Raw genomic sequence first — 25,468 nt, 5'->3', positions numbered from 1 at the left:
CCGATGAAAAAAATGCTCACTCTCTCGCTGCTGACTCTCTGTGTTTCTCATGGTGCGGCGGCAGCAAACTACGCGCTCAGTAACGACAATATTGCCCTTTCGTTTGATGATGCAAACGCAACGGTAGTGGTAACGGACAGCAAAGCTAACCATCCGCTCACGCCCCAGGAGTTGTTCTTTCTGACGCTACCGGATGAAACAAAAATCCACACCGCTGATTTCAAAATCAAGCACGTCGAAAAGCAGGACAATGCGATAGTCATCGACTTTACGCATCCGGATTTTATCGTAACGGTGAAACTGAACCTGGTGAAGGGAAAATACGCCAGCATTGGCTACACCATCGCCGCCGTCGGGCAGCCGCGGGACGTAGCGAAAATTACCTTCTTCCCGACGAAGAAGCAGTCTCAGGCACCTTACGTTGACGGGGCGATTAACAGCTCGCCAATCGTGGCCGACTCGTTCTTCATCCTGCCAGACAAACCGATTGTGAATACTTACGCTTATGAAGCCACCACGAACCTCAACGTGGAGCTGAAAACGCCAATTCTGCCTGAGACACCGGTTAGTTTTACCACCTGGTTCGGCACTTTCCCGGAAACTAATCAGCTGCGCCGCAGCGTAAACCAGTTTATCGATGCCGTGCGTCCGCGGCCTTATAAGCCTTACCTGCACTACAACAGCTGGATGGACATCGGCTTCTTTACCCCTTACTCCGAGCAGGATGTCATTGGGCGGATGGACGAATGGAATAAAGAATTTATTGCCGGACGCGGGGTGGCGCTGGACGCGTTCCTGCTGGACGATGGCTGGGACGATCGCACCGGACGCTGGCTGTTTGGCCCGGCATTCAGCAACGGTTTTGGCAAAGTCAGGGAAAAAGCCGACAGCCTGCATAGCTCGGTTGGGCTGTGGCTTTCTCCGTGGGGCGGATACAACAAGCCGCGCGATATTCGCGTCTCGCATGCAAAAGAGTATGGTTTCGAAACCGTAGACGGCAAGCTGGCGCTGTCGGGGCCGAACTATTTTAAAAACTTTAACGATCAGATCATCAAGCTGATCAAAAACGAGCATATTACCTCGTTCAAGCTCGACGGAATGGGTAACGCCAATTCGCATATCAAGGGCAGCCCATTTGCATCGGATTTTGACGCGTCCATTGCCCTGCTGCACAACATGCGCAGCGCAAATCCGAACCTGTTTATCAACCTGACCACCGGCACCGACGCCAGCCCGTCCTGGCTGTTCTATGCTGATTCAATCTGGCGTCAGGGCGATGATATCAACCTGTACGGCCCCGGCACGCCAGTGCAGCAGTGGATGACCTACCGCGATGCCGAAACCTGGCGATCCATCGTGCGTAAAGGTCCGCTGTTCCCGCTGAACTCACTGATGTACCACGGGATCGTCAGCGCAGAGAACGCTTACTATGGACTCGAGAAAGTGCAAACAGACAGCGATTTTGCCGATCAGGTCTGGAGCTACTTTGCAACCGGAACTCAGCTTCAGGAGCTGTACATTACGCCGTCCATGCTGAATAAGGCGAAGTGGGATACCCTGGCGCAGGCGGCGAAATGGTCGCGTGAGAATGCCAGCGTGCTGGTGGATACTCACTGGATTGGCGGTGACCCAACTTCGCTTGAGGTTTACGGCTGGGCCTCATGGAGTAAAGACAAAGCGATTTTTGGCTTACGAAACCCGTCGGATAAACCGCAACGTTACTTCCTGGATTTAACCAAAGATTTTGAGATCCCCGCAGGAGAGCGTTCCCAGTTTACCCTGAAAGCCGTGTACGGCAGTAATTCGACCGTACCAGAGGAGTATAAAAACGCTGTGGTGATTACGCTGCAACCGCTGGAAACGCTGGTGTTTGAGGCGATGCCGGGGAAATAGTGAGGCTTTGACACGGTGTAGGCCGGGTAAGGCGAAGCCGCCACCCGGCAAAACAGGCGGCAGGGTCTTACTCCCCCTGCTGCTCCAGCGCATATTTATACAGCGCATTTTTCTTCACGCCGTGGATCTCCGCCGCCAGCGCCGCCGCTTTTTTCAGAGGAAGTTCAGCCTGTAGCAGGGCCAGCGTACGCAGCGCATCGGCAGGCAGAGCGTCTTCCTGCGCTTTGTGGCCTTCGACAATCAGCACCATTTCGCCCTTGCGGCGGTTTTCGTCTTCTTTCACCCACGCCAGCAGTTCGCCGACCGGCGCACCGTGAATGGTTTCCCACGTTTTGGTCAGCTCGCGCGCCAGCACCACGTAGCGCCCTTCGCCCCAGACGGTCACCATATCCTCCAGGCTTTCCAGCAGACGGTGAGTGGATTCGTAGAAGATCAACGTACGCGGTTCGGCTTCCAGATCCTTTAATACATCGCGGCGACCTTTGGATTTAGCTGGCAGGAAACCTTCGTAGCAGAAACGATCGGACGGCAGACCCGCAGCGCTTAACGCCGCAATCGCCGCGCACGGCCCCGGCAGCGGCACAACGCGGATGCCAGCTTCCCGGCAGGTGCGTACCAGATGGTAGCCCGGATCGTTGATCAGCGGCGTTCCCGCATCGGAGACCAGCGCGATGTTCTGCCCTTCTTTAAGCTTCGCCACCAGCGTTTCGGCTTTTTGTTGCTCATTGTGATCGTGCAGGGCAAACAAACGGGCGTTGATGGCAAAGTGTTGTAGCAGTAAACCGGTATGACGGGTGTCTTCAGCCGCAATTAAATCAACAGCTTGCAATACGGTGAGCGCACGTTGGGTAATATCAGACAAATTCCCGATAGGAGTAGGTACAATATAAAGCTGGCCTTGAGAATTATCTGCCGTTTCGTGTTGTTTCATTGTTTCGTCCGTATTGCCGATTTAATATTGAGCATTGCGTAAAAAAATCACTGGATACAGTATGGTACCGTTAACGTTTCTTCGAAAAAAAGCCGCGCACAGCGTGCCCCTCCTGCTGGCAGCCCTGATCTTTACCGGCTGCGGCACCCAGGCACCTGACCAGAGCACTGCTCATATGCAGGGATCCGCTCAGGCTGATTCTGGCTTTTATCTGCAACAAATGTCGCAGAGTACAAATGATACCAGGATCAACTGGCAATTACTCGCCATTCGTGCACTGCTGAAAGAAGGGAAAACCCAGCAGGCCGCCGAGCTGTTCAGCCAGCTGCCGCAGGATCTTAACGACACTCAGCGCCATGAGCAGACGCTGCTGTCGGCAGAACTGAAGGTCGCGCAAAAAGATTACGACGGCGCGAAGAAGATCCTCGGCACCATCGATCTCAGCACGCTGGATAAAAACCAGCAGGCCCGTTTCTGGCAGGCCGGTATCACCGCTGAGCAGGGTCGCCCTTCCCTGACGCTACTCCGCGCGCTGATTGCCCAGGAGCCTCTGCTCGCGGGTGCAGACAAGCAAAAAAATATTGACGCAACCTGGCAGGCGCTCGCCTCCATGACCCAGGATCAGGCCAAGGCGCTGGTAATCAACGCCGATGAAAATGTCCTGCAAGGCTGGCTGGATCTGCAACAGATGTGGTTCAACAACCGCAGCGATCCGAACATGCTGAAAGCCGGCATTACCGACTGGCAAAAGCGTTACCCGCAAAACCCGGGAGCGAAAATGCTGCCAACGCAGCTGGTGAACGTGCAAAACTTTAAGCCCGCCTCCACCAGCAAAATCGCCCTGCTGCTGCCGTTAAACGGTCAGGCTGCGGTGTTTGGTCGCGCCATTCAGCAAGGTTTTGAAGCCGCGAAAAACGGCACCACCGCCGTCAGCGGCAGCGCGGTTCCGGCGCAGGCTGCACAGGCGGCGAATGTGAATGACGTTGTCAGCCCGTCCGCCGCCGAAACCAGCGACCTGACCACCGCGCAAACCCCTGCGCAGGGCACCATGCAGAATCCGGTTACCGCCCCAACGACGCAGCCTGCTACCCCAGCGCCTGCGGCAACACAGGCCCCGGCTGAAACACCGGCGCCCGCGACGGCAGAACAACCTCAGCCGCAAACCGCGCAGCCGGAACAGCAGCCAGCAACCCAGCCGCAGGCTGTGGCCACCACCAGCGCTTATCCTGGTGCAGAGTTGAAAATCTACGACACCAGCGCCCAGCCGCTTGACCAGGTGCTGGCGCAGGTTCAGCAGGACGGGGCCAGCATCGTTGTCGGCCCGCTGTTGAAAAACAACGTGGAAGCGCTGATGAAGAGCAACACCACGCTGAACGTGCTGGCGCTTAACCAGCCTGAGCAGGTTCAGAACCGCGCCAATATCTGTTACTTCGCCCTCTCTCCGGAGGATGAAGCCCGCGATGCGGCCCGCCATATTCACGAGCAGGGCAAGCAGGCGCCGCTGCTGCTGATCCCACGCAGCACGCTGGGCGATCGCGTTGCCAACGCGTTTGCGCAAGAGTGGCAGACCCTTGGCGGTGGCGTGGTGTTGCAGCAGAAATTTGGCTCAGCTTCCGAACTGAGAGCGGGCGTGAACGGCGGGGCAGGTATTGCCCTCAACGGTAGCCCGGTATCCGCCAGCCTGCCGCAGCAGCAGAGCGTCACCATCGGCGGTCTGACGATCCCGGCGCCACCTACCGACGCGCAAATCAGCGGCGGCGGTAAAGTGGATTCGGCATACATCGTCGCTACCCCGGAAGAGATCGCCTTTATCAAACCGATGATCGCCATGCGTAACGGCAGCCAGAGCGGCGCAACGCTCTACGCCAGCTCACGCAGCGCACAGGGTACCGCAGGCCCGGATTTCCGTCTGGAAATGGAAGGACTGCAATACAGCGAGATCCCCATGCTGGCAGGCAGCAACCCGCAGTTGATGCAGCAGGCGCTGGGCGCGGTGCGCAATGACTATTCCCTGGCGCGTCTGTACGCGATGGGCGTCGATGCCTGGGCGCTGGCAAACCACTTCACCCAGATGCGTCAGGTACCGGGCTTCGAGCTTAACGGGAATACCGGCGATCTGACCGCCGATCAGGATTGTGTGATTAACAGGAAGTTATCATGGCTCAAATACCAGCAGGGGCAGATTGTCCCGGCCAGTTAAGCCGTAAACAGACCGGCGACGCGTGGGAGTTAAAGGCGCGTCGCTGGCTTGAAGGCAAAGGACTGCGCTTTGTCGCCGCCAACGTTCGCGGGCGCGGCGGCGAGATTGACCTGATCATGAAAGACGGTCAGACCATCGTGTTTGTTGAAGTTCGCTACCGACAGTCGTCCCGTTTTGGCGGTGCTGCCGCCAGCGTGACGCTCGCCAAACAACAAAAATTATTACAGACTGCCCACTTGTGGCTTGCCCGCCATAATGGGAGTTTTGATACTGTGGATTGCCGTTTCGATGTGGTAGCCTTCACCGGAAATGCGATCGACTGGCTTAAAAACGCGTTTGGCGAAGACGCATAAATAAGATTTTAAAGGGATACCGTGCTCGAACGAATTAAAGTGTGCTTCACAGAAAGCATTCAAACGCAGATTGCCGCGGCGGAAGCCCTTCCGGACGCGATCTCGCGTGCGGCGATGACGCTGGTTCAGTCGCTGCTCAACGGCAACAAAATCCTCTGTTGTGGCAATGGCACGTCCGCTGCTAACGCACAGCATTTTGCTGCCAGCATGATCAATCGCTTCGAAACCGAGCGCCCGAGTTTACCTGCCATTGCACTAAACACCGATAACGTGGTCTTAACTGCGATTGCCAACGATCGTCTGCATGACGAAATCTACGCCAAGCAGGTGCGCGCCTTAGGCCATGCCGGAGACGTGCTGCTGGCGATCTCCACGCGCGGTAACAGCCGGGATATCGTTAAAGCGGTTGAAGCGGCAGTGACCCGGGATATGACGATTGTCGCCCTGACCGGTTACGACGGCGGAGAGCTGGCTGGCCTGCTGGGGCCGCAGGATGTGGAGATCCGCATTCCTTCGCACCGTAGCGCCCGCATCCAGGAGATGCATATGCTCACGGTGAACTGCTTATGCGATCTGATCGATAACACGCTTTTCCCTCACCAGGATGATTAAGGAGTTCTCATGAAGGTTTTATCGGCCCTTGCAGTCGTGATGTCTGCATTACTGCTTCAGGGATGCATCGCTGCCGCTGTAGTCGGCACCGCAGCGGTCGGCACCAAAGCAGCGACCGATCCGCGCACCGTTGGGACGCAGGTGGATGACGGTACGCTTGAGCTGCGCGTAAACAGTGCGCTGTCGAAAGACGAGCAGATCAAGAAGGAAGCACGCATCAACGTGACGGCTTATCAGGGCAAAGTGCTGCTGGCAGGCCAGGCGCCAAATCCTGAACTCGCCTCGCGCGCCAAACAGATCGCGATGGGTGTGGAAGGCACGGCGGAAGTGTTTAACGAGATCCGCCAGGGCCAGCCGATTGGTCTCGGCACCGCGTCATCTGATACCTGGATCACCACCAAAGTGCGTTCCCAGCTGCTGGGTACCGACCAGGTGAAATCCTCAAACGTGAAAGTGACCACGGAGAACGGCGAAGTATTCCTGCTGGGTCTGGTGACGGAACGTGAAGGGAAAGCGGCGGCGGATATCGCCAGCCGGGTGAGCGGCGTGAAACACGTCACCACCGCCTTTACTTACATTAAGTAATTACCACCTGACTACAGGCCCGGTAAGCGCTAGCGCCGCCGGGCTTTTTTCACACAAGCGCCATACTCCCCACAATAACTCCGCTCAACGCCACCAGCCCCGCAGTCAGCCACAGCGCTTTCGCCGGGAATGACTTACGCAGCATGATAAGCGACGGCAGGCTCACCGCCGGCAGCGTGATGAGCAGCGCCAGCGCCGGTGCGGTCCCCATACCAGCCATCATCATGGTCTGAATAATCGGGATCTCCGCCGCGGTTGGGATCACAAACAGGCACCCGGCCACCGCCATCGCAATCACCCACATCAGCGTGTTGTCGATAGCGCCATCCGCATGCGGGAACAGCCAGACGCGCGCCGCCCCCAGCACCAGTACGGCCAGGATATAGACCGGAATGGTGCTCCAGAAAAGCTGCCACAGCGCTTTGCCCCAGCGAGCAAAGAAACTGCCCTGCGGCTCGCTGACGTCCAGCTCAACGGAGGCAGGCCCGGCCTCGTTGTCTTTCACCAGGTGCTGCACCAGCGTAGCGACAAGCACCACCGTCAGCAGGCCAGCCGCCAGACGGATAAACGCAAAATGCCAGCCGAGAACGAAGCCCATAAACACCAGCGTTGCCGGGTTCAGCAGGGGGTTACCCATCCAGAAGGCAAGCGCGCCGCCCATCGACACACGCTGTCGGCGCATACCCGCCGCCACCGGTGCGGCGCAGCAGGAGCACATCATGCCCGGCAGGGAGAAAATCGTCCCCAGCAGCGTGCCCTGCAAGCGCGGCTGTCCCAGGGTTTTCACCAGCCAGTTACGCGGGATAAGTACCTGAATCAGCGAGCCCAGCAATACGCCCAATACCGCCGCTTTCCAGACGGCAAGAAAATAGACCATGGCGTAATCCCACGCCGCGCGTAGCGGGCTGGAATCGGCCTGCGCGAGAATCGATTTACCGATGCTGTGGGTGTCGGCGGCGGTGAAGGCTTTACCGTAGTACGGCTGCCATTTCACATACCAGAGGCCAATGATGACCAGGAGAAAGAAGAGTGCGGGCTTCCACCACTGAACAGGTGTTGCCGCCTGAGATGAAGACTGACCAGTCATACCATTCCCCGGAAGGTGTTATTTAATAAGCCGGGGAAGTTTACACCTCGCCCTGCGCGATTTCACGCAGTTTTGCCGAAGGGATAATATTAACCCCCTCCTGCGACGGAGCCAGCGCCTCTTTTAGCATCGCCAGCGCGACATCCCGCGCCTCGATGGACTTCCAGTTACCCGGCAGAATGCGAAACAGCGGAGCGAAAAAAGACTCGTTAAAACGACGTTCGTCACGGTGCCCCATCAGCATGGAAGGCCGCGCGATGGTCAGGCGCTCCCATTTCTGCGCGATTAACGCCTCTTCCATTTTGCCCTTCACCTGGTTGTAAAAAAACGGCGAGCCTGCGTTCGCGCCGTGCGCGCTGACCACCAGGAAATGTTTTGCGCCCAGCTTTTTCGCCGTCAGGGCGGTATCCACCACCAGTGTGTAATCCGCATGGACAAAAGCTTCTTTACTACCCGCTTCCCGTCGGGTGGTGCCAAGGCAGCAAAAGGCGATATCAATGGGATCCTGCACCTGCGCCAGCGCGTCGGTGAGCTGTGGATCGTGCGGGTTATAGACGCCGGTGATATCCAACAGCGGGCGACGCGTCGGGGCGGCGATATAATTGATATGCCGATCCTGGATCAGCAGCCGCAGCAGATGTCCACCCACCAGCCCGGTTGCGCCGGTAATCAGTACCTGACTCATCTTATCCCCTTTACAGAATTGTCCGTTTGCGTTCTGGGCCTGCTCTACCACACTTAAAAGTCTGTTACCGGTAAGTATTTACCACAAACGGGAAAAAAACAGTCTGAAGCGAAAACAACGGAGGAAGCATGGGTAAAAAAATCGCAGTCTTGATTACCGACGAGTTTGAAGATTCAGAATTTACGTCGCCAGCAGAGGCATTCCGCAAGGCGGGCCACGAGGTGGTCACCATCGAGAAAGAAGCGGGTAAAACCGTGAAGGGCCATAAGGGCGAAGCCAGCGTGACCATTGACGAATCCATTGATAACGTCAGCCCGTCGGATTTCGACGCCCTGCTGTTACCGGGCGGTCATTCACCGGATTCCCTGCGCGGAGACGAGCGTTTCGTCACCTTTACCCGTGACTTCGTCGGCACCGGTAAACCGGTATTTGCCATTTGCCACGGTCCGCAGCTGCTGATCAGCGCCGAGGTGGTACGCGGGCGTAAGCTCACCGCGGTGAAGCCGATCGTTATCGATCTGAAAAACGCGGGAGCCGAGTTCTACGATCAGGAAGTGGTGAACGATAACGATCAGCTGATCACCAGCCGTACACCGGACGATCTGCCAGCGTTTAACCGTGAAGCGCTACGCCTGCTCGGCGCGTAACCAGTGCAGCTTCTTGCCAAAGCCCAGGGTGTTGTCGGTAAATTTCAGCTCATCAAGGCGGATTTCCCACACCGGGGCTTTTAGCGCCGCGGCCACCGGGAAGCGGCGCGTATAGCGTTTACGTTGCGCGTCGCTCTCCTCACCTTCCAGGCGACGAATTTCGCCTTTAAACTGGACCCCGCGGATCAGCGCAACGGTTTTAGGCTGACCGTTTACCGTGCCCGCCACTTTTGCCCGCTGGCCCGTCATCTGCGCATGCCGCGTTTTATCTTCGCTCATCACGTAAAAGGCCACTCGCTCGGGATCGTAGTAATAAAAGGCATTTGCGCACCACATCTCCTCGTCTTTACAGACGCACCAGGTCACGACATGCTGCTTTGCCAGCCAGCGGTTAATGGCGGCCAGTGTTTCCATTTTCGCTCTCTCTCATGCTATGGTGCGTTCACCTTAACATACTGAATCTGTTTACCGTGTGCTGGTTTCTCTATCTTGTCCGAACCGCTGATAACGCACTCTACACCGGGATCACTACCGATGTGGCACGGCGTTTTTTACAACATCAAACGGGGAAAGGGGCGAAGGCGCTGCGGGGGAAAGGTGAACTTCAGTTAGCGTTTTCAGCCGCCGTGGGCGACAGATCCCTGGCGCTCAGGCTGGAATACCGCATCAAGCAGCTGACGAAGCGCCAGAAAGAGCGTCTCGTCAACGGGGACGGCTCTTTCGAGGCGCTACGCGAAAGCCTGCTTAAAAACGATTGAAATGATCGTGGTACTCCACCAGACCGGTAACGCCGTCGAGCGCATCATCCGCCAGAGGATGCACCAGGAAAGATGTTTCCGTGCCCGGCCAGTGGCAGCGCAGATCGTATCTGGACGCTGGCTTAAAACCTAAACGTTCGTAGAACGCCGGATCGCCCAGAACGACGACAGCGGCATAGCCAAATTCATTCAGTGAATCCAGCCCTTCATAGACCAGCTGGCGCGCCAGGCCCTGGCCACGGTAGTTTTCATCCACAGCCAGCGGCGCCATGCCGACCCACTGTAACTCTTCACCCTGCACAATCACCGGGCTGAAGGCCACGTAGCCGACCACCTGCCCTTCATCGTCGGTGGCAACCAGGCCCAGCGTAATCAGGCCATCTTCGCGAAGATCGTGAACCAGTTGGGCTTCGGCGTCGCCTGCAAAAGAGCGGCGTAACAACGCATCGATACCCGGCGCATCAATCCCAATTTCGACTCGAATCAGCATGGCTCACCTACTGAAGTGTGTTTACTGTCCGGCGGGGTTTTTAGCCCGGCCTCAACGAAATCTGCCATTTGCATCAACATCATACGCAGCGCTTTCGGCATCTGCTCCAGCTCAATGGCATCCATTAAATTTTTGACGTACAGACCGAGCTCCGTGTCGCCTTCAATCACCAGACGACGCTGGAAGAAGAGGGTGTCCGGATCCTGTTTGCGCGCGACGATCATCAGCAGATCGCTGGCATCCGCGCTAAAGCTGACATCCGCCTCGGCGGTTTCACGGACGATCAGCCGATCGTTCTCAACGGAAGTAAACCAGCGCAACCCGATATCGCGCACTTCAATCTTTAACCAGCGGCCTTCCAGAAACTCCAGCTCACCGTCCTGTAGCGCCTGGCGGAACTGCCAGCTCAGTACCTGTTCCAGCACCTGGCGTTTAAGCGCGAACGGCGCCAGTTTTACCGGCACGCTCAGCATTGATGGACCAAATTGTACGAGACGTGAACGCAGTTTATCCAGCACGAGCTTTACTCCCTGATAGCTATAGTCCTGCTATTTTGCCATATCCCGACAAGAAGATAGCGGCGTAAATCAACAAACCGTTGTCCGGTATACCTCATTATTGGTGCCATCAATACGCCATTAGCTGCCTTAAATCAAAAATTGTCGCGTATGGGTTAATTAAAATCCCAGCTCGTTAACATTTTTTACGATCCCTGCGATCGACAACATCGGGATAAATTATGGAGCTGCTCTGCCCTGCCGGAAACCTTCCGGCGCTTAAGGCGGCCATCGAAAATGGGGCCGATGCGGTCTATATCGGGCTGAAAGATGATACCAACGCCCGCCATTTTGCGGGTCTTAACTTTACGGAGAAAAAGCTTCAGGAAGCCGTTAACTTCGTTCACCAGCACCGGCGCAAACTGCACATCGCCATCAATACCTTTGCCCATCCTGATGGCTATGCCCGCTGGCAGCGCGCCGTGGATATGGCGGCCCAGCTGGGCGCCGATGCGCTGATCCTGGCTGACCTCGCCATGCTTGAGTATGCGGCAGAACGTTATCCGCATATTGAGCGCCACGTCTCTGTTCAGGCATCGGCCACCAATGAAGAGGCCGTGCGTTTTTATCATCGACACTTTGACGTAGCCCGCGTGGTGCTGCCGCGCGTGCTCTCTATTCATCAGGTTAAGCAACTGGCGCGCGTCACGCCAGTGCCGCTGGAGGTTTTTGCCTTCGGCAGCCTGTGCATCATGGCTGAAGGCCGCTGCTATCTTTCTTCCTATCTCACCGGGGAATCGCCAAATACCGTCGGCGCCTGCTCGCCTGCCCGCTTCGTTCGCTGGCAGCAAACGCCGCAGGGACTGGAGTCACGCCTGAATGACGTGTTAATTGACCGCTATCAAGACGGTGAAAACGCGGGGTATCCGACACTGTGTAAGGGCCGCTATCTGGTGGACGGCGAGCGCTACCACGCGCTGGAGGAGCCCACCAGCCTCAACACGCTGGAATTGCTGCCGGAACTGCTGGCCGCCAATATTGCCTCGGTGAAAATCGAAGGCCGCCAGCGCAGCCCGGCCTACGTGAGCCAGGTGGCGAAGGTGTGGCGTCAGGCCATCGACCGCTGCATGGCGGACCCGCAAAACTATGCTCCACAAGCGGCCTGGATGGAGACGCTCGGCGCGATGTCTGAAGGCACCCAAACTACGCTCGGCGCGTACCACCGTAAATGGCAGTGAGATAATCATGAAATATTCATTAGGGCCGGTGCTTTACTACTGGCCAAAAGAGACGCTGGAAGATTTTTACCAGCAGGCGGCTAACAGCAGCGCCGATGTGATTTACCTCGGCGAAGCGGTGTGCAGCAAGCGCCGCGCCACCAAAGTGGGCGACTGGCTGGATATGGCGAAAAACCTGGCCGGCAGCGGCAAGCAGGTGGTGCTCTCGACGCTGGCGCTGGTACAGGCGTCCTCTGAACTGGGCGAGCTGAAGCGCTACGTCGAAAACGGTGAGTTCCTGCTGGAGGCGAGCGACCTGGGCGTGGTAAACCTGTGCGCCGAGCGTAAGCTGCCCTTTGTCGCCGGACATGCGCTGAACTGCTATAACGCCGTGACCCTGCGCCTGCTGCTCACACAGGGGATGACCCGCTGGTGCATGCCAGTAGAGCTCTCCCGCGACTGGCTGGCCAACCTGCTCACACAGTGCGAAGAGCTGGGCATTCGCAACAAGTTTGAAGTAGAAGTCCTGAGCTACGGCCATCTGCCGCTGGCCTACTCTGCCCGCTGCTTCACCGCACGTTCCGAAGATCGCCCGAAAGACGAGTGCGAAACCTGCTGCATTAAGTACCCGAACGGCCGCAGCATGCTGTCGCAGGAGAACCAGCAGGTGTTTGTCCTCAACGGCATTCAGACCATGAGCGGTTACGTCTATAACCTCGGCAACGAACTGGCGTCAATGCACGGGCTGGTGGATATGGTGCGTCTTTCGCCGCTTGATACCGGTGTTTTCGCGATGCTGGACGCCTTCCGCGCCAACGAAAACGGCGCCTCGCCGCTACCGTTGACCGCAAACAGCGACTGCAACGGTTACTGGCGACGTCTCGCCGGGCTGGAATTGCAGGCGTAAAAAAGGCTCACTTTGTTAACAACGGTTATCATTTTTTAATGCAGTATTAAAGATTGACCGTCGACAAAGTGAGCTGTTATGACTGACAAAACCATTCCGTTTTCGGTGCTGGATCTGGCGCCGATCCCACAAGGCTCCTCGGCCAGAGAAGCCTTCACGCACTCTCTCGATCTTGCTCAGCTTGCCGAAAAGCGCGGCTATCACCGCTACTGGCTGGCGGAGCACCACAATATGGTGGGCATCGCCAGCGCCGCCACCTCGGTGCTGATTGGCTATCTGGCGGCGAATACCACCACTCTGCACCTGGGCTCCGGCGGTGTGATGCTGCCGAACCACGCCCCGCTGGTGATTGCCGAGCAGTTCGGGACGCTGAATACCCTTTATCCGGGCCGTATTGATCTAGGGCTTGGCCGCGCGCCGGGCAGCGACCAGCCGACCATGCGCGCCCTGCGTCGCCATATGAGCGGCGATATCGATAACTTCCCGCGCGATGTGGCCGAGCTGGTGGACTGGTTTGACGCGCGGGATCCGAACCCGCACGTGCGTCCTGTGCCGGGGTACGGGGAAAAGATCCCGGTATGGCTGTTAGGCTCAAGCCTGTACAGCGCGCAGCTCGCCGCTCAGCTGGGGCTGCCGTTCGCGTTCGCTTCCCACTTCGCACCGGATATGCTGCATCAGGCACTGCATCTTTATCGTACGCACTTCAAACCGTCTGAACGTCTGGAGAAGCCGTATGCGATGGTGTGTATCAATATCATTGCCGCCGACAGCAACCGCGACGCGGAATTCCTTTTTACCTCTATGCAGCAGGCGTTTGTGAAGCTGCGTCGCGGCGAGACGGGCCAGCTGCCGCCGCCGGTAGAGAATATGCATCAGCTGTGGTCGGCCTCCGAGCAGTATGGCGTGCAGCAGGCTCTGAGTATGTCGCTGGTGGGTGATAAGGCGAAAGTGCGTCACGGGCTGGAGGCGGTGCTGCGTGAAACCCAGGCGGATGAGATTATGGTTAACGGCCAGATTTTCGATCACCAGGCGCGTCTGCATTCGTTTGATTTAGCGATGCAGGTGAAAGAGGAGTTGGTGGGGTAGTTTTTTGCTTTGCCCGGTGGCGCTTCGCTTACCGGGCCTACATTCTTTTCTCCCTCTCCCATGGGGAGAGGGCCGGGGTGAGGGGTTCAGACCGCACGTTTTACTGATACACAGGCAACAGATTAAAACTCGACAGCACGTGGACCACCGCGTTGCCGATACCAAATACCAGGATCAGCGCAATCATCGGTTTTCCGCCCCAGACGCGGAATTTCGGGCTGCCGAAGCGCTTACGTGATTTGCGCGCCAGCAGCGCCGGTACAATCGCCGCCCAGATGGTGGCCGCCAGTCCTGCATAGCCGATGGCGTACAGGAAGCCGTTCGGCCACAGCAGGCCGCCCACAATCGGCGGCAGGAAGGTCAACAGCGCGGTTTTGAAGCGCCCCATCGCAGAGTCATCAAAACCAAATAGATCCGCCAGATAGTCAAACAGGCCCAGCGTCACGCCGAGGAATGAACTCGCCACCGCAAAGTTCGAGAAGACCACCAGAAGCAGATCCAGGCTGCGGCTGTTCAGCACGCCGCTCAGCGCCTGTACCAGCACATCAATGTTACCGCCCTTCTGCGCAATGCCGATAAATTCCGGACGCGGGATGTTACCCATCGTCCCCAGCAGCCAGATCACATACAGCCCCAGCGCCAGCAGCGTGCCGTAAACCAGGCATTTCACGATGGTGCGCGGATCCTTGCCGTAGTATTTCATCAGGCTCGGTACGTTGCCGTGGTAGCCGAACGACGCCAGACAGAATGGCAGCGTCATCAGCAGGTACGGCGTGTAGGAGGTGTTCACTTCCGCATCGTTAAACAGCGTGGCCGGCGTGACGTGCCCCAGCAGGCTGCCGAAGGTCAGAAAGAAGGTGATGACCTTTGCGCCCAGCACGATCGCCGTCATGCGGCTGACCGCTTTGGTGCTCATCCAGACGATAAACGCCACGCCCAGCGCGAAGCAGATACCCGCCAGACGCGCCGGAACGTTCAGCGACATCTCTGAGAAGGTGTGATGCAGAATCGACCCGCTCGCTGAAATGTACGCGTAGGTCAGGATATAGAGAACAAACGCGATGGACAGCCCGTTCACCAGGTTCCAGCCTTTGCCCAACAGATCCCGGGTGATGGTGTCGAAGCTGGAGCCAATGCGGTAGTTCAGGTTTGCTTCAAGGATCATCAGCCCGGAATGGAGCATGCAGAACCAGGTGAAAACCAGCGCCGCCAGCGACCAGAAGAACCACGCACCGGACATGACCACAGGCAGGGAAAACATCCCGGCACCAATGATGGTTCCGCCGATGATCACCACGCCGCCAAGCAGCGAAGGTGACGTTTGGGTGGTGGTTAGTGTTGCCATGCGGCCTTATCTCCAGTGAAAAATGTGGTTCTGCATTTGAGTGCGTTGCACTGTACCAGTACAAGAGTACAAAAGGAATAAAAAAAGCCCCGATAGCAACTATCGGGGCTGTATATTTTACTTTACGTCAGAAGCGAAAGGCTTACGCGTCACCGAAACGACGACGGCTGGCGCCTTCTTCACGGCGTGGACCACGGTTTTCGCGGCGCTCACCGGAGAAACGACGGCCTTCACCACCGCGACCTTCGCTGCGACCGCCTTCACGACGCTCGCCACCGAAACCGCGACCACCGCCACGACGTTCGCCGCCACGGTCAGGACGTGGCTGTGCATCGCCCAGCAGCTGCATGTTCATCGGCTTGTTCAGGATGCGGGTGCGAGTAAAGTGTTGCAGTACTTCACCCGGCATGCCTTTTGGCAGCTCGATGGTGGAGTGGGAACCGAACAGCTTGATGTTACCGATGTAACGGCTGCTGATGTCGCCTTCGTTAGCGATCGCGCCAACGATGTGACGAACTTCAACACCATCATCACGGCCCACTTCAATGCGATACAGTTCCATTTCGCCAGCGTCACGACGCTCGCGACGTGGACGGTCTTCACCACCACGCTCTGGACGGTCACCGCGTGGACCACGGTCGTTACGGTCGCCACGACGTTCGAAGCGATCGTCACGGTCACGGAACTCACGCTTAGGACGCATCGGCGCATCAGGTGGCACGATCAGGCTACGTTCGCCCTGCGCCATTTTCAGCAGTGCTGCGGCCAGGGTTTCCATGTCCAGCTCTTCGCCTTCAGCGACAGGCTGGATCTGGGACAGCAGCGCACGGTACTGATCCAGATCGCTGCTTTCCAGCTGCTGCTGTACTTTCGCGGCGAATTTTTCCAGACGGCGTTTGCCCAGCAGTTCTGCGTTTGGCAGCTCGGCTTCTGGAATGGTCAGCTTCATGGTGCGTTCAATGTTACGCAGCAGACGACGCTCGCGGTTCTCAACGAACAGCAGCGCACGGCCTGCACGACCCGCACGACCGGTACGACCGATACGGTGAACGTAAGACTCGGAGTCCATCGGGATATCGTAGTTTACAACCAGGCTGATACGCTCAACGTCCAGGCCACGTGCTGCCACGTCGGTTGCAATCAGGATATCCAGACGACCGTCTTTCAGACGCTCCAGAGTCTGCTCACGCAGGGCCTGGTTCATGTCGCCGTTCAGCGCTGCGCTGTTGTAGCCGCTACGCTCCAGGGCTTCAGCCACTTCCAGGGTCGCGTTTTTGGTACGAACGAAAATAATCGCCGCATCAAAATCTTCCGCTTCCAGGAAACGCACCAGCGCTTCGTTTTTGCGCATGCCGTATACAGACCAGTAGCTCTGGCTGATGTCCGGGCGAGTGGTCACGCTGGACTGAATACGCACTTCCTGCGGCTCTTTCATGAAGCGGCGGGTAATGCGACGGATCGCTTCTGGCATGGTTGCAGAGAACAGAGCGGTCTGATGACCTTCCGGGATCTGCGCCATGATGGTTTCTACGTCTTCGATGAAGCCCATACGCAGCATTTCATCGGCTTCGTCCAGTACCAGACCGCTCAGTTTAGAGAGGTCCAGGGTACCGCGCTTCAGGTGATCCAGCAGACGGCCCGGCGTACCGACAACAATCTGTGGACCCTGGCGCAGGGCGCGTAACTGCACGTCATAACGCTGGCCGCCGTACAGGGCTACCACGTTTACGCCGCGCATATGTTTAGAGAATTCCGTCATGGCTTCAGCAACCTGAACAGCCAGTTCACGGGTTGGAGCCAGGACGAGGATCTGCGGCGCGCGCAGGTCCGGATCAATGTTGTTCAGCAGCGGCAGCGAGAATGCTGCGGTTTTACCGCTACCAGTCTGGGCCATGCCCAGCACGTCACGACCAGAAAGCAGGTGTGGGATACACTCAGCCTGGATCGGAGATGGTTTTTCGTAACCCAGATCGTTAAGGGCTTCAAGGATAGGAGCCTTCAGGCCCAGATCTGCAAAAGTGGTTTCGAATTCAGCCATGTAGTACAAGTGCCTCGATATTAATGGCGGCCAGTCTACTTAGCTCATCGTGAAAATGATTAGCAATTTTCATTGAAAAGTGTGAACCGGCTCAAATTAGGTGTATTGACGAACTACAACGCCCTCACCAGTGAAGGTGATGGCAATCAAAAGATTACGGGCTGATGTTTATGTCGTCAGCTATTGCTGGTCCGATTCTGCCAGGTCGTCTTGCTCCTGGCCCAAGAGCGATAATTCCAACAATGCATAACGGTGCTCAACGAAGTTATGTACGTTGTTAGCAACCGCTAATTTGAACAGTGCCGTAGCGCTGTCCATATCCCCCAGACTTAGGTAGTACTTACCTAAATAGAAGTTGGTTTCACTGAGATGCTCAGCGAGCGAGGTGTTATCCGTTGCGTCCGCCTTGAGGCGTTCCATCAGCGTTGCTTCGCTAATGTTGCCCAGGTAGAACTCGACAATGTTCCATCCCCACTGTTCCTTGTCCGATTTCTCGAAGCGCTGTTTCAGTGCTTCTTTGGCCTGCTTCTCATCGAGCTTCTGCTCAACGATGTAAAGCCACAGGCTGCGGAAAGGATCATTAGGATCGTCTTGATAAAACGCCAGCAGATCATCTTGCGCTAACTTATCACGACCGCCGTAATACAATGCGATACCGCGATTCAAGTGCGCGTAGTTGTAAGTTGGATCAAGCTCAAGTACAGAATCAAACGCTTCATAGGCAGCATCAAAATTGCCTGCCTGCGTTAAATAAATGCCTAAGTAATTGAATACTTCAGGCATATCAGGTCGAATCGCCAGCGCTTGTGAAAAATCATTTCGCGCCAGTGCCCTCAGACCGAGACTATCATACAACACTCCGCGCTCATATAAAAGCTGTGCGCGTTCGTCATCGGTTAAAGCCCGACTGGCAAGTATTTGTTCCATGCGTGCCAGAATGACTTCCTGCTGCAAAGTCGGTTGCAATGGCACTGCGAGGACTTCGCTCTTACGCCAGGCAGAGTTGCTGCATCCTGCCAGCGTTAAAGCTGTCGCAACGAAACACCAGCGCAAAAAAGGCTTCATTTCCCACTCCCGAAGACAACTATTGGATGAACGTCCTGTCCCCCGGCGGCTTAACAAGGCGTCCTGCCTGATAATAAGCCCTCCGCCTGCGCGGAGGGCAAATGGCAACCTTACTCGCCTTGCTGTTCAGCAGCCGGAGCTTCCGGCGCCGCAGCAGGCTGAGACTGCTCGGTTGCTTCTTTAATGCTCAGACGGATACGGCCCTGGCGGTCAACTTCCAGAACTTTCACCGGTACTTCCTGACCCATTTGCAGGTAATCGGTCACTTTCTCAACGCGCTTGTCAGCGATCTGAGAGATGTGTACCAGACCTTCTTTACCGCCACCGATGGCAACGAATGCGCCAAAGTCAACGATACGGGTCACTTTACCATTGTAGATACGGCCCACTTCGATTTCTGCCGTGATCTCTTCGATACGACGGATAGCGTATTTCGCTTTCTCGCCGTCGGTTGCTGCGATCTTCACAGTACCGTCATCTTCGATTTCGATGGTGGTGCCCGTTTCTTCGGTCAGTGCACGGATAACAGAACCGCCCTTACCGATAACATCTTTGATCTTGTCTGGATTGATCTTGATGGTGTGGATACGTGGAGCGAACTGAGAAATGTCGCCACGCGGCGCATTAATCGCCTGTTCCATCACGCCCAGGATGTGCAGACGCGCACCTTTAGCCTGGTTCAGAGCAACCTGCATGATCTCTTTGGTGATACCTTCAATTTTGATATCCATCTGCAAGGCAGAGATACCGTCACGGGAACCCGCTACTTTGAAGTCCATATCGCCCAGGTGGTCTTCGTCGCCCAGAATGTCAGACAGAACAACGTAGTTGTCGCCCTCTTTCACCAGACCCATTGCGATACCCGCAACGGCGGCTTTAATTGGCACGCCTGCATCCATCAGCGCCAGAGAGGCACCACACACGGAAGCCATAGAAGAGGAACCGTTGGATTCGGTGATTTCAGACACCACACGTACGGTGTACGGGAATTTGTCTGCTTCTGGCATCACTGCCAGCACGCCGCGCTTCGCCAGACGACCGTGACCAATTTCACGACGCTTCGGTGAGCCAACCATACCGGTTTCGCCCACAGAGTACGGAGGGAAGTTGTAGTGGAACAGGAAGCTGTCAGTACGCTCGCCCATCAGTTCGTCGATGATCTGTGCGTCACGTGCGGTACCCAGGGTCGCGGTTACCAGCGCCTGCGTTTCACCACGGGTGAACAGCGCAGAACCGTGAGTACGTGGCAGTACGCCAGTACGCACGTCCAGACCACGGATCATGTCTTTTTCACGGCCATCGATACGCGGCTCGCCTGCCAGGACGCGGCTACGAACAACGTTTTTCTCGATGGCGTGCAGGATTTCGCCAATCTCGTTAGCGTCCAGCGTTTCGTCTTCGGCAACCAGGGTCGCGGTCACTTCAGATTTGATCACATCAACCTGAGCATAGCGCTCCTGTTTGTCGGTGATGCGGTATGCGTCGCTCAGACGAGATTCTGCCAGTGCAGCAACGCGTGCGTTCAGCGCCTCGTTCACCGCTTCTGGCTGCCAGTCCCAACGTGGTTTACCGGCTTCTTTCACCAGGTCGTTGATGTTCTGAATAACGATCTGCTGCTGCTCGTGGCCAAATACCACAGCGCCCAGCATCTGATCTTCGCTCAGCAGTTCAGCTTCGGATTCAACCATCAGAACCGCTGCTTCAGTACCGGCAACAACCAGGTCCAGCTTACTCTCTTTCAGCTCTTCCTGAGTTGGGTTCAGTACGTACTGGTCGTTGATGTAGCCAACGCGCGCGGAACCGATTGGGCCATTGAATGGAATACCAGACAGTGACAGGGCCGCAGATGCGCCGATCATAGCAACGATGTCCGGGTTAACCTGTGGGTTAACGGAAACAACGGTCGCAATAACCTGAACTTCGTTTACGAAGCCTTCCGGGAACAGCGGACGAACCGGGCGGTCAATCAGACGCGCGATCAGGGTTTCGCCTTCGCTTGGACGGCCTTCACGACGGAAGAAGCCACCCGGGATTTTACCGGCAGCGTAGGTACGCTCCTGGTAGTTAACGGTCAGTGGGAAGAAGTCCTGACCTGGTTTAGCTTTTTTCTGGCCAACTACGGTAACGAATACAGCGGTGTCATCCATGCTTACCATAACGGCAGCAGTAGCCTGACGCGCCATCATGCCGGTTTCCAGCGTGACGGTATGCTGACCATACTGGAATTTACGAACGATCGGATTCAGCAAAATTCTGTCCTTTCTTAAATGTTTGAAAGCACACCTCAGGTGTGCTGACGATTTAACCCGACCTTCTTCGCATCCTCGCGACTAATGACAACCGACACCCTCATGGGTGAAGCCTCTCATTAGCCGCGCGAACCTCTGCAATGAAGATCATTTATAGCAACAATACAATAGTTTCCATTGAATTGCTGCCGTCTGGTTGAAAAAAGGGGCCATCAGGCCCCCTTTTCTGAAACTCGCAAGAATTAGCGACGCAGGCCCAGACGCTCGATCAGCGCGGTGTAGCGTGCAACATCTTTACGCTTCAGGTAGTCGAGCAGTTTACGACGCTGAGAAACCATACGCAGCAGACCACGACGGCTGTGGTGATCTTTTTTGTGCTCTGCAAAGTGACCTTGCAGGTGGTTAATCTGTGCAGTCAGCAGTGCAACCTGAACTTCGGTAGAACCGCTGTCGTTAGTACCACGACCAAACTCAGAAACGATTTTAGCTTTAGCTTCAACGCTTAGAGACATTTTCAAACTCCAAAGTATAAAGAATGTAAGGATGCCGATCTCTAATTCAGCTATCCCATGTACGCCCCGCAGATTGTTAAACAATTTACCAGGCGTTAAGCGGCGATATTCTACTCGTCTCCCCTGCTTATCGCAAGGTGAGGCGTTATCACCGTCACGCTTCGACCGGATATTCGACGACCAGACGACGCGGCGCCACACGCCCTTCGCCGTCCATTTCGCCCATACCGATGAATTTCCCTTCGTCACCTTCCGTCACGCGTACCAGGCCCTCAAGCGGCGCCCCCGATGTGCGAACCGGGTTTCCGTTCTTAAAGTAAACGGACGATGTTAAAGGAAGATTAACAACCGGGAAGTCCACTGCCGGACTGTCCATTGGCATCAGCAGCGGGTCCAGCAGATCGGCTGGCGCAACGCCCTGCGCTTGCGCCTGCTCAACCAGGGCGTGCAGATGCTCAAGCGTCACCATGCGTTCGACCGGATATTTGCTGACCGCCAGACGACGCAGATAAATCACATGCGCGCCGCAGCCCAGCTTTTCACCGAGGTCATCAATGATGGTGCGGATATAGGTCCCTTTCGAACAGTGTACTTCCAGCTCGAGTTCATCACCTTCGTGGCGAATGAACAGCAACTCATACACGGTAATCGGACGAGCTTCACGCGGAACCTCAATGCCCTGACGCGCATATTCGTAGAGCTTTTTGCCCTGATATTTCAGCGCCGAATACATCGACGGCACCTGTAGCGTATCACCACGGAAGCTGTCCAGCGCCGCATCAAGTTGCTCCGCGCTGAAGGTCACCGGGCGCTCTTCCACCACCAGGCCATCTGCATCAGAGGTATCCGTGCGCTGGCCCAGTTTGGCAATCACGCGGTAGCGCTTATCCGAATCCAGCAGGTACTGGGAAAACTTTGTCGCTTCCCCCAGGCAGATCGGCAGCATGCCGGTTGCCAGCGGATCCAGCGCGCCAGTGTGCCCTGCACGGTTGGCGTTATAAATACGCTTCACTTTTTGCAGTACGTCGTTGCTGGATGCGCCCTGTGGTTTATCCAGCAACAGCACGCCATGCACGTCACGACCGCGACGACGAGGACGACTCATCAGTCCTCCTTGCTGTCGTCCGCCGGGTTAACACGACGCTCATCGTCATGTTTCACCACGCTGGTCACCAGGTTGGACATACGCATACCTTCAACCAGCGAGTTGTCGTAGAAGAAGGTCAGCTCTGGCACGATACGCAGGCGCATTGCTTTGCCAAGCAGAGAGCGGATGAAACCAGAGGCTTCCTGCAACGCTTTAATGCCGTTCTTCACGGCGTCTTCATCCTGGTCATTCAGGAAAGTAACAAACACTTTGGCGTACGCCAGGTCGCGGGACATTTCCACGCCCGACACGGTGGTCATCATACCCACGCGTGGATCTTTGATTTCACGTTGCAGAATGAGAGCGATCTCTTTCTGCATCTCCTGCGCGACGCGCTGTGGGCGACCAAATTCTTTCGCCATAATAAATTCTCCAGACAAAAAAGGGGCTTAAGCCCCTTTTTAAAATTACTGCCGGGTGGCGCTTCGCTTACCCGGCCTACGCTAATTAATCTTCAGTTGACGAAGATTACGCGATGGTACGCTGAATTTCGATGATCTCGAACACTTCGATCATATCGCCAACGCGAACGTCGTTGTAGTTCTTCACGCCGATACCACATTCCATGCCGTTACGGACTTCGTTAACGTCATCTTTGAAGCGGCGCAGGGATTCCAGCTCACCTTCGTAGATAACCACGTTGTCACGCAGTACGCGGATTGGGTTGTGACGCTTGATGGTCCCTTCGGTAACCATACAGCCCGCGATCGCACCGAATTTCGGTGATTTGAACACGTCACGTACTTCAGCCAGACCGATGATCTGCTGTTTCAGCTCAGGAGACAGCATGCCGCTCATCGCTGCTTTCACTTCGTCAATCAGGTTATAGATGACGGAGTAGTAACGCAGATCCAGGCTTTCAGCATCAATCACTTTACGCGCAGATGCGTCAGCACGAACGTTGAAGCCAACCAGGATCGCGTTGGACGCTGCTGCCAGGGTTGCGTCGGTTTCGGTGATACCACCTACGCCAGAACCGATGATCTTCACTTTCACTTCGTCGGTAGACAGTTTCAGCAAGGAGTCGGAGATCGCTTCCACAGAACCCTGAACGTCCGCTTTCAGAACGATGTTCACTTCGTGAACTTCGCCTTCGGTCATGTTGGCGAACATGTTCTCGAGTTTAGATTTCTGCTGACGAGCCAGCTTCACTTCACGGAATTTACCCTGACGATACAGAGCGACTTCACGCGCTTTCTTCTCGTCACGTACCACGGTGACTTCGTCACCGGCAGCCGGAACACCGGACAGGCCGAGAATTTCCACTGGAATGGACGGACCCGCTTCCAGCACTTCCTGACCCAGTTCGTTACGCATCGCACGAACGCGACCGTATTCGAAACCACACAGAACGATGTCGCCCTTGTGCAGAGTACCTTCGCGAACCAGAACGGTTGCAACCGGACCACGACCTTTATCCAGGAAGGATTCGATTACCGCGCCGCTCGCCATACCTTTACGAACCGCTTTCAGCTCCAGAACTTCAGCCTGAAGCAGGATAGCGTTCAGCAGGTCGTCGATACCGGTACCTGCTTTTGCAGATACAGGGATGAACTGCGCTTCACCGCCCCACTCTTCCGGCATAACGCCGTACTGGGACAGTTCGTTCTTCACGCGATCCATATCGGCTTCTGGCTTATCGATTTTGTTAACTGCGACAACCAGAGGCACCTGCGCCGCTTTCGCGTGCTGGATAGCTTCAATGGTCTGTGGCATCACGCCATCGTCGGCAGCAACAACCAGAACAACGATATCCGTTGCCTGAGCACCACGAGCACGCATTGAGGTAAACGCTGCGTGGCCTGGGGTATCCAGGAAGGTGATCATGCCGTTTTCGGTTTCTACGTGGTAAGCACCGATGTGCTGGGTAATACCACCCGCTTCGCCGGAGGCAACCTTAGTAGAACGAATGTAGTCAAGCAGAGAGGTTTTACCGTGGTCAACGTGACCCATGATGGTCACGACCGGTGCGCGCGGTTCAGCCGCTGCGCCCGTATCACGGTCGCTCATTACTGCTTCTTCCAGCTCGTTTTCACGACGCAGGATAACTTTGTGGCCCATCTCTTCGGCAACCAGCTGTGCGGTTTCCTGGTCGATGACCTGGTTGATGGTGGCCATTGCGCCCAGTTTCATCATCGCTTTGATGACCTGAGAGCCTTTCACCGCCATCTTGTTAGCCAGTTCGCCAACGGTGATGGTTTCGCCGATCACAACGTCACGGTTAACGGCCTGAGCAGGCTTCTGGAAGCCCTGCTGGAGAGCGGAACCTTTACGCTTGCCGCCTTTACCGCCGCGAACCGCTGCACGCGCTTCTTCACGGTCAGCTTTTGATTCAGCGTGTTTGTTACCTTTTTTCGCAGGACGCGCAGCTTTTGCACTGCGAGTACGGCCACGACCACCTTCAACTTCGCGGTCGTTGTCGTCTTCTGCCTGACGCGCATGCTGAGACGTGGTGACGTGATAATCGCTGGTATCTTCAGTTGGTTCAGCGGTATTCACACCGTTCTTCTCGTTTTCTTCTGCCATGCGACGCGCTTCTTCGGCGACGCGGCGAGCTTCTTCTTCAAGCTTGCGGCGGGCTTCTTCTTCCGCTTTACGCTTCAGCTCGGCAGCTTCATTTTCACGGCGGGCTTTTTCAGCCTGGGCAGTTTTGGTCATTTCGTCGGTCTGTTGATTGCTCACTTTGTCTTTTTCCGCAGCGTCACGCTTCGCTTTTTCACCGGCGTCGCGTTTCGCTTTTTCTGCGGCCTCACGTTCAGCTTTTAATTCTGCTTCACGTTTGGCAGTGGCTTCTGCCTCACGCTGAGCTTGTTCTTCCGCTTCACGCTGTGCCTGCTCTTCCGCGGCAAGGCGTTCTGCCTCTTGCGGATCACGTTTTACAAAGGTGCGCGTCTTGCGGACTTCAATTTGTACCGACTTGCTTTTGCCACCGGTACCAGGGATGTTCAACGTGCTACGCGTTTTACGCTGTAGCGTTAACTTGTCAGGCGTAGAGCCGTGTTCACGGTTCAGGTGCGCTAACAAGGTTTGTTTTTCTTGCGCGGTCACCGAGTCATCAGCGGACTTCGGGATCCCTGCATCAGCAAATTGCTGTACCAGGCGGTCCACGGAGGTCTGAATCTCAGCAGCCAGCGATTTTACAGTTACATCAGTCATGCTGTTCC

25 protein-coding genes are annotated in these 25,468 nt (G+C 56.2%); 10 read left to right on the top strand and 15 right to left on the bottom strand.

Annotation, left to right across the window (positions count from 1 at the left end; genetic code table 11):
- Window positions 1-3 precede the first annotated feature (3 nt).
- Complete coding sequence (locus ACOTX5_RS00660; RefSeq protein WP_023304487.1) at window positions 4-1,893, top strand: enterotoxin; 1,890 nt, start codon at window positions 4-6, stop codon at window positions 1,891-1,893.
- Window positions 1,894-1,960: 67 nt separating this feature from the next.
- Here ACOTX5_RS00660 and rsmI read toward each other — a convergent pair whose 3' ends face one another.
- On the bottom strand, window positions 1,961-2,824 hold the full coding sequence (gene rsmI / locus ACOTX5_RS00655; protein ID WP_000809144.1) for a 16S rRNA (cytidine(1402)-2'-O)-methyltransferase: 864 nt from the start codon (window positions 2,822-2,824) through the stop codon (window positions 1,961-1,963).
- Window positions 2,825-2,885: 61 nt separating this feature from the next.
- On the opposite strand from rsmI, the gene ACOTX5_RS00650 reads away from it, so the two are divergent.
- Genes ACOTX5_RS00650 through dolP form a run of 4 tightly spaced genes read left to right on the top strand, consistent with a single transcriptional unit; the run spans window position 2,886 to window position 6,574 of the window.
- The gene (locus ACOTX5_RS00650) at window positions 2,886-5,024 is read left to right on the top strand and encodes a penicillin-binding protein activator (RefSeq protein WP_022651910.1); all 2,139 of its coding nucleotides are present in this window, start codon (window positions 2,886-2,888) and stop codon (window positions 5,022-5,024) included.
- A complete protein-coding gene (locus tag ACOTX5_RS00645) occupies window positions 4,982-5,377 on the top strand; it encodes a YraN family protein (protein ID WP_003861751.1) in 396 nt (131 codons plus the stop codon). The genes ACOTX5_RS00650 and ACOTX5_RS00645 overlap by 43 nt, the downstream gene beginning before the upstream one ends.
- Window positions 5,378-5,398: 21 nt before the next feature.
- Window positions 5,399-5,989: a DnaA initiator-associating protein DiaA gene (gene diaA, locus ACOTX5_RS00640; RefSeq protein ID WP_003861754.1), complete on the top strand. Its 591-nt coding sequence runs from the start codon at window positions 5,399-5,401 to the stop codon at window positions 5,987-5,989.
- Window positions 5,990-5,998: 9 nt separating this feature from the next.
- Entirely contained in the window at window positions 5,999-6,574 is a 576-nt protein-coding gene (gene dolP, locus ACOTX5_RS00635; RefSeq protein ID WP_006812102.1) for a division/outer membrane stress-associated lipid-binding lipoprotein, read from the top strand.
- Window positions 6,575-6,623: 49 nt separating this feature from the next.
- Here the strand turns inward: dolP and ACOTX5_RS00630 are convergent, their stop codons facing one another.
- Entirely contained in the window at window positions 6,624-7,661 is a 1,038-nt protein-coding gene (locus tag ACOTX5_RS00630; RefSeq protein ID WP_045911542.1) for a permease, read from the bottom strand.
- A gap of 40 nt (window positions 7,662-7,701) precedes the next feature.
- The gene (locus tag ACOTX5_RS00625) at window positions 7,702-8,346 is read right to left on the bottom strand and encodes an NAD(P)H-binding protein (protein WP_045911543.1); all 645 of its coding nucleotides are present in this window, start codon (window positions 8,344-8,346) and stop codon (window positions 7,702-7,704) included.
- Window positions 8,347-8,474: 128 nt separating this feature from the next.
- Here ACOTX5_RS00625 and ACOTX5_RS00620 point away from each other — a divergent pair, with 128 nt between their 5' ends.
- Window positions 8,475-8,993: a type 1 glutamine amidotransferase domain-containing protein gene (locus ACOTX5_RS00620; protein ID WP_015571965.1), complete on the top strand. Its 519-nt coding sequence runs from the start codon at window positions 8,475-8,477 to the stop codon at window positions 8,991-8,993.
- On the opposite strand, the gene ACOTX5_RS00615 is transcribed toward ACOTX5_RS00620, so the two are convergent.
- Window positions 8,973-9,407, bottom strand: coding sequence for a YhbP family protein (locus ACOTX5_RS00615; protein ID WP_015571966.1), 435 nt, complete (start codon window positions 9,405-9,407; stop codon window positions 8,973-8,975). The two genes, ACOTX5_RS00620 and ACOTX5_RS00615, sit on opposite strands and share 21 nt — an antisense overlap.
- A 14-nt stretch (window positions 9,408-9,421) precedes the next feature.
- Here ACOTX5_RS00615 and ACOTX5_RS00610 point away from each other — a divergent pair, with 14 nt between their 5' ends.
- On the top strand, window positions 9,422-9,751 hold the full coding sequence (locus tag ACOTX5_RS00610; RefSeq protein ID WP_003861768.1) for a GIY-YIG nuclease family protein: 330 nt from the start codon (window positions 9,422-9,424) through the stop codon (window positions 9,749-9,751).
- Here ACOTX5_RS00610 and ACOTX5_RS00605 read toward each other — a convergent pair.
- Window positions 9,738-10,241 (bottom strand): GNAT family N-acetyltransferase, encoded by a 504-nt coding sequence (locus ACOTX5_RS00605; protein WP_015571968.1) that lies wholly within the window; start codon window positions 10,239-10,241, stop codon window positions 9,738-9,740. The two genes, ACOTX5_RS00610 and ACOTX5_RS00605, sit on opposite strands and share 14 nt — an antisense overlap.
- Window positions 10,235-10,759 carry a ubiquinone anaerobic biosynthesis accessory factor UbiT gene (gene ubiT / locus ACOTX5_RS00600; RefSeq protein WP_017382450.1) on the bottom strand — a complete coding sequence of 175 codons (525 nt, stop codon included), beginning with the start codon at window positions 10,757-10,759 and terminating at the stop codon, window positions 10,235-10,237. Before ubiT ends, ACOTX5_RS00605 begins: the two co-directional genes overlap by 7 nt.
- Window positions 10,760-10,980: 221 nt before the next feature.
- On the opposite strand from ubiT, the gene ubiU reads away from it, so the two are divergent.
- The 3 genes from ubiU (at window position 10,981) to ACOTX5_RS00585 (ending at window position 13,948) form a co-directional block, all read left to right on the top strand.
- Window positions 10,981-11,976, top strand: coding sequence for a ubiquinone anaerobic biosynthesis protein UbiU (gene ubiU / locus ACOTX5_RS00595; protein ID WP_003861773.1), 996 nt, complete (start codon window positions 10,981-10,983; stop codon window positions 11,974-11,976).
- Between the two features lie 7 nt (window positions 11,977-11,983).
- A complete protein-coding gene (locus ACOTX5_RS00590; protein ID WP_032672050.1) occupies window positions 11,984-12,862 on the top strand; it encodes a U32 family peptidase in 879 nt (292 codons plus the stop codon).
- 78 nt (window positions 12,863-12,940) lie between these two features.
- Complete coding sequence (locus ACOTX5_RS00585) at window positions 12,941-13,948, top strand: luciferase-like monooxygenase (protein WP_006812112.1); 1,008 nt, start codon at window positions 12,941-12,943, stop codon at window positions 13,946-13,948.
- A gap of 100 nt (window positions 13,949-14,048) precedes the next feature.
- Here ACOTX5_RS00585 and mtr read toward each other — a convergent pair whose 3' ends face one another.
- The 9 genes from mtr to infB all read right to left on the bottom strand — a co-directional run bounded on the left by mtr (window position 14,049) and on the right by infB (window position 25,460).
- Complete coding sequence (gene mtr, locus ACOTX5_RS00580; protein WP_045911544.1) at window positions 14,049-15,293, bottom strand: tryptophan permease; 1,245 nt, start codon at window positions 15,291-15,293, stop codon at window positions 14,049-14,051.
- Window positions 15,294-15,435: 142 nt separating this feature from the next.
- The gene (locus ACOTX5_RS00575; protein WP_003861780.1) at window positions 15,436-17,331 is read right to left on the bottom strand and encodes a DEAD/DEAH family ATP-dependent RNA helicase; all 1,896 of its coding nucleotides are present in this window, start codon (window positions 17,329-17,331) and stop codon (window positions 15,436-15,438) included.
- On the bottom strand, window positions 17,324-17,404 hold the full coding sequence (yrbN, locus tag ACOTX5_RS00570; RefSeq protein WP_097397692.1) for a protein YrbN: 81 nt from the start codon (window positions 17,402-17,404) through the stop codon (window positions 17,324-17,326). The genes ACOTX5_RS00575 and yrbN overlap by 8 nt, the downstream gene beginning before the upstream one ends.
- A gap of 107 nt (window positions 17,405-17,511) precedes the next feature.
- Window positions 17,512-18,396 (bottom strand): lipoprotein NlpI, encoded by an 885-nt coding sequence (gene nlpI, locus ACOTX5_RS00565; RefSeq protein WP_003861782.1) that lies wholly within the window; start codon window positions 18,394-18,396, stop codon window positions 17,512-17,514.
- Window positions 18,397-18,506: 110 nt separating this feature from the next.
- Entirely contained in the window at window positions 18,507-20,645 is a 2,139-nt protein-coding gene (gene pnp / locus ACOTX5_RS00560; protein WP_017693919.1) for a polyribonucleotide nucleotidyltransferase, read from the bottom strand.
- A gap of 242 nt (window positions 20,646-20,887) precedes the next feature.
- The gene (gene rpsO / locus ACOTX5_RS00555) at window positions 20,888-21,157 is read right to left on the bottom strand and encodes a 30S ribosomal protein S15 (protein WP_003861789.1); all 270 of its coding nucleotides are present in this window, start codon (window positions 21,155-21,157) and stop codon (window positions 20,888-20,890) included.
- A gap of 154 nt (window positions 21,158-21,311) precedes the next feature.
- A complete protein-coding gene (gene truB / locus ACOTX5_RS00550) occupies window positions 21,312-22,262 on the bottom strand; it encodes a tRNA pseudouridine(55) synthase TruB (RefSeq protein ID WP_017693918.1) in 951 nt (316 codons plus the stop codon).
- A complete protein-coding gene (gene rbfA, locus ACOTX5_RS00545; RefSeq protein WP_003861793.1) occupies window positions 22,262-22,666 on the bottom strand; it encodes a 30S ribosome-binding factor RbfA in 405 nt (134 codons plus the stop codon). Before rbfA ends, truB begins: the two co-directional genes overlap by 1 nt.
- 106 nt (window positions 22,667-22,772) lie before the next feature.
- Window positions 22,773-25,460 (bottom strand): translation initiation factor IF-2, encoded by a 2,688-nt coding sequence (infB, locus tag ACOTX5_RS00540; RefSeq protein WP_006812117.1) that lies wholly within the window; start codon window positions 25,458-25,460, stop codon window positions 22,773-22,775.
- Between the last annotated feature and the right edge of the window lie 8 nt (window positions 25,461-25,468).

Origin of the sequence: Enterobacter cloacae complex sp. IR5441 (genome assembly GCF_049238215.1) — a bacterium.
GTDB classification, from domain to species: domain Bacteria; phylum Pseudomonadota; class Gammaproteobacteria; order Enterobacterales; family Enterobacteriaceae; genus Enterobacter; species Enterobacter hormaechei_C.
The sequence above is the reverse complement of the archived record's forward strand: the minus strand, read 5'-3'. Positions and strand labels throughout refer to the sequence as shown.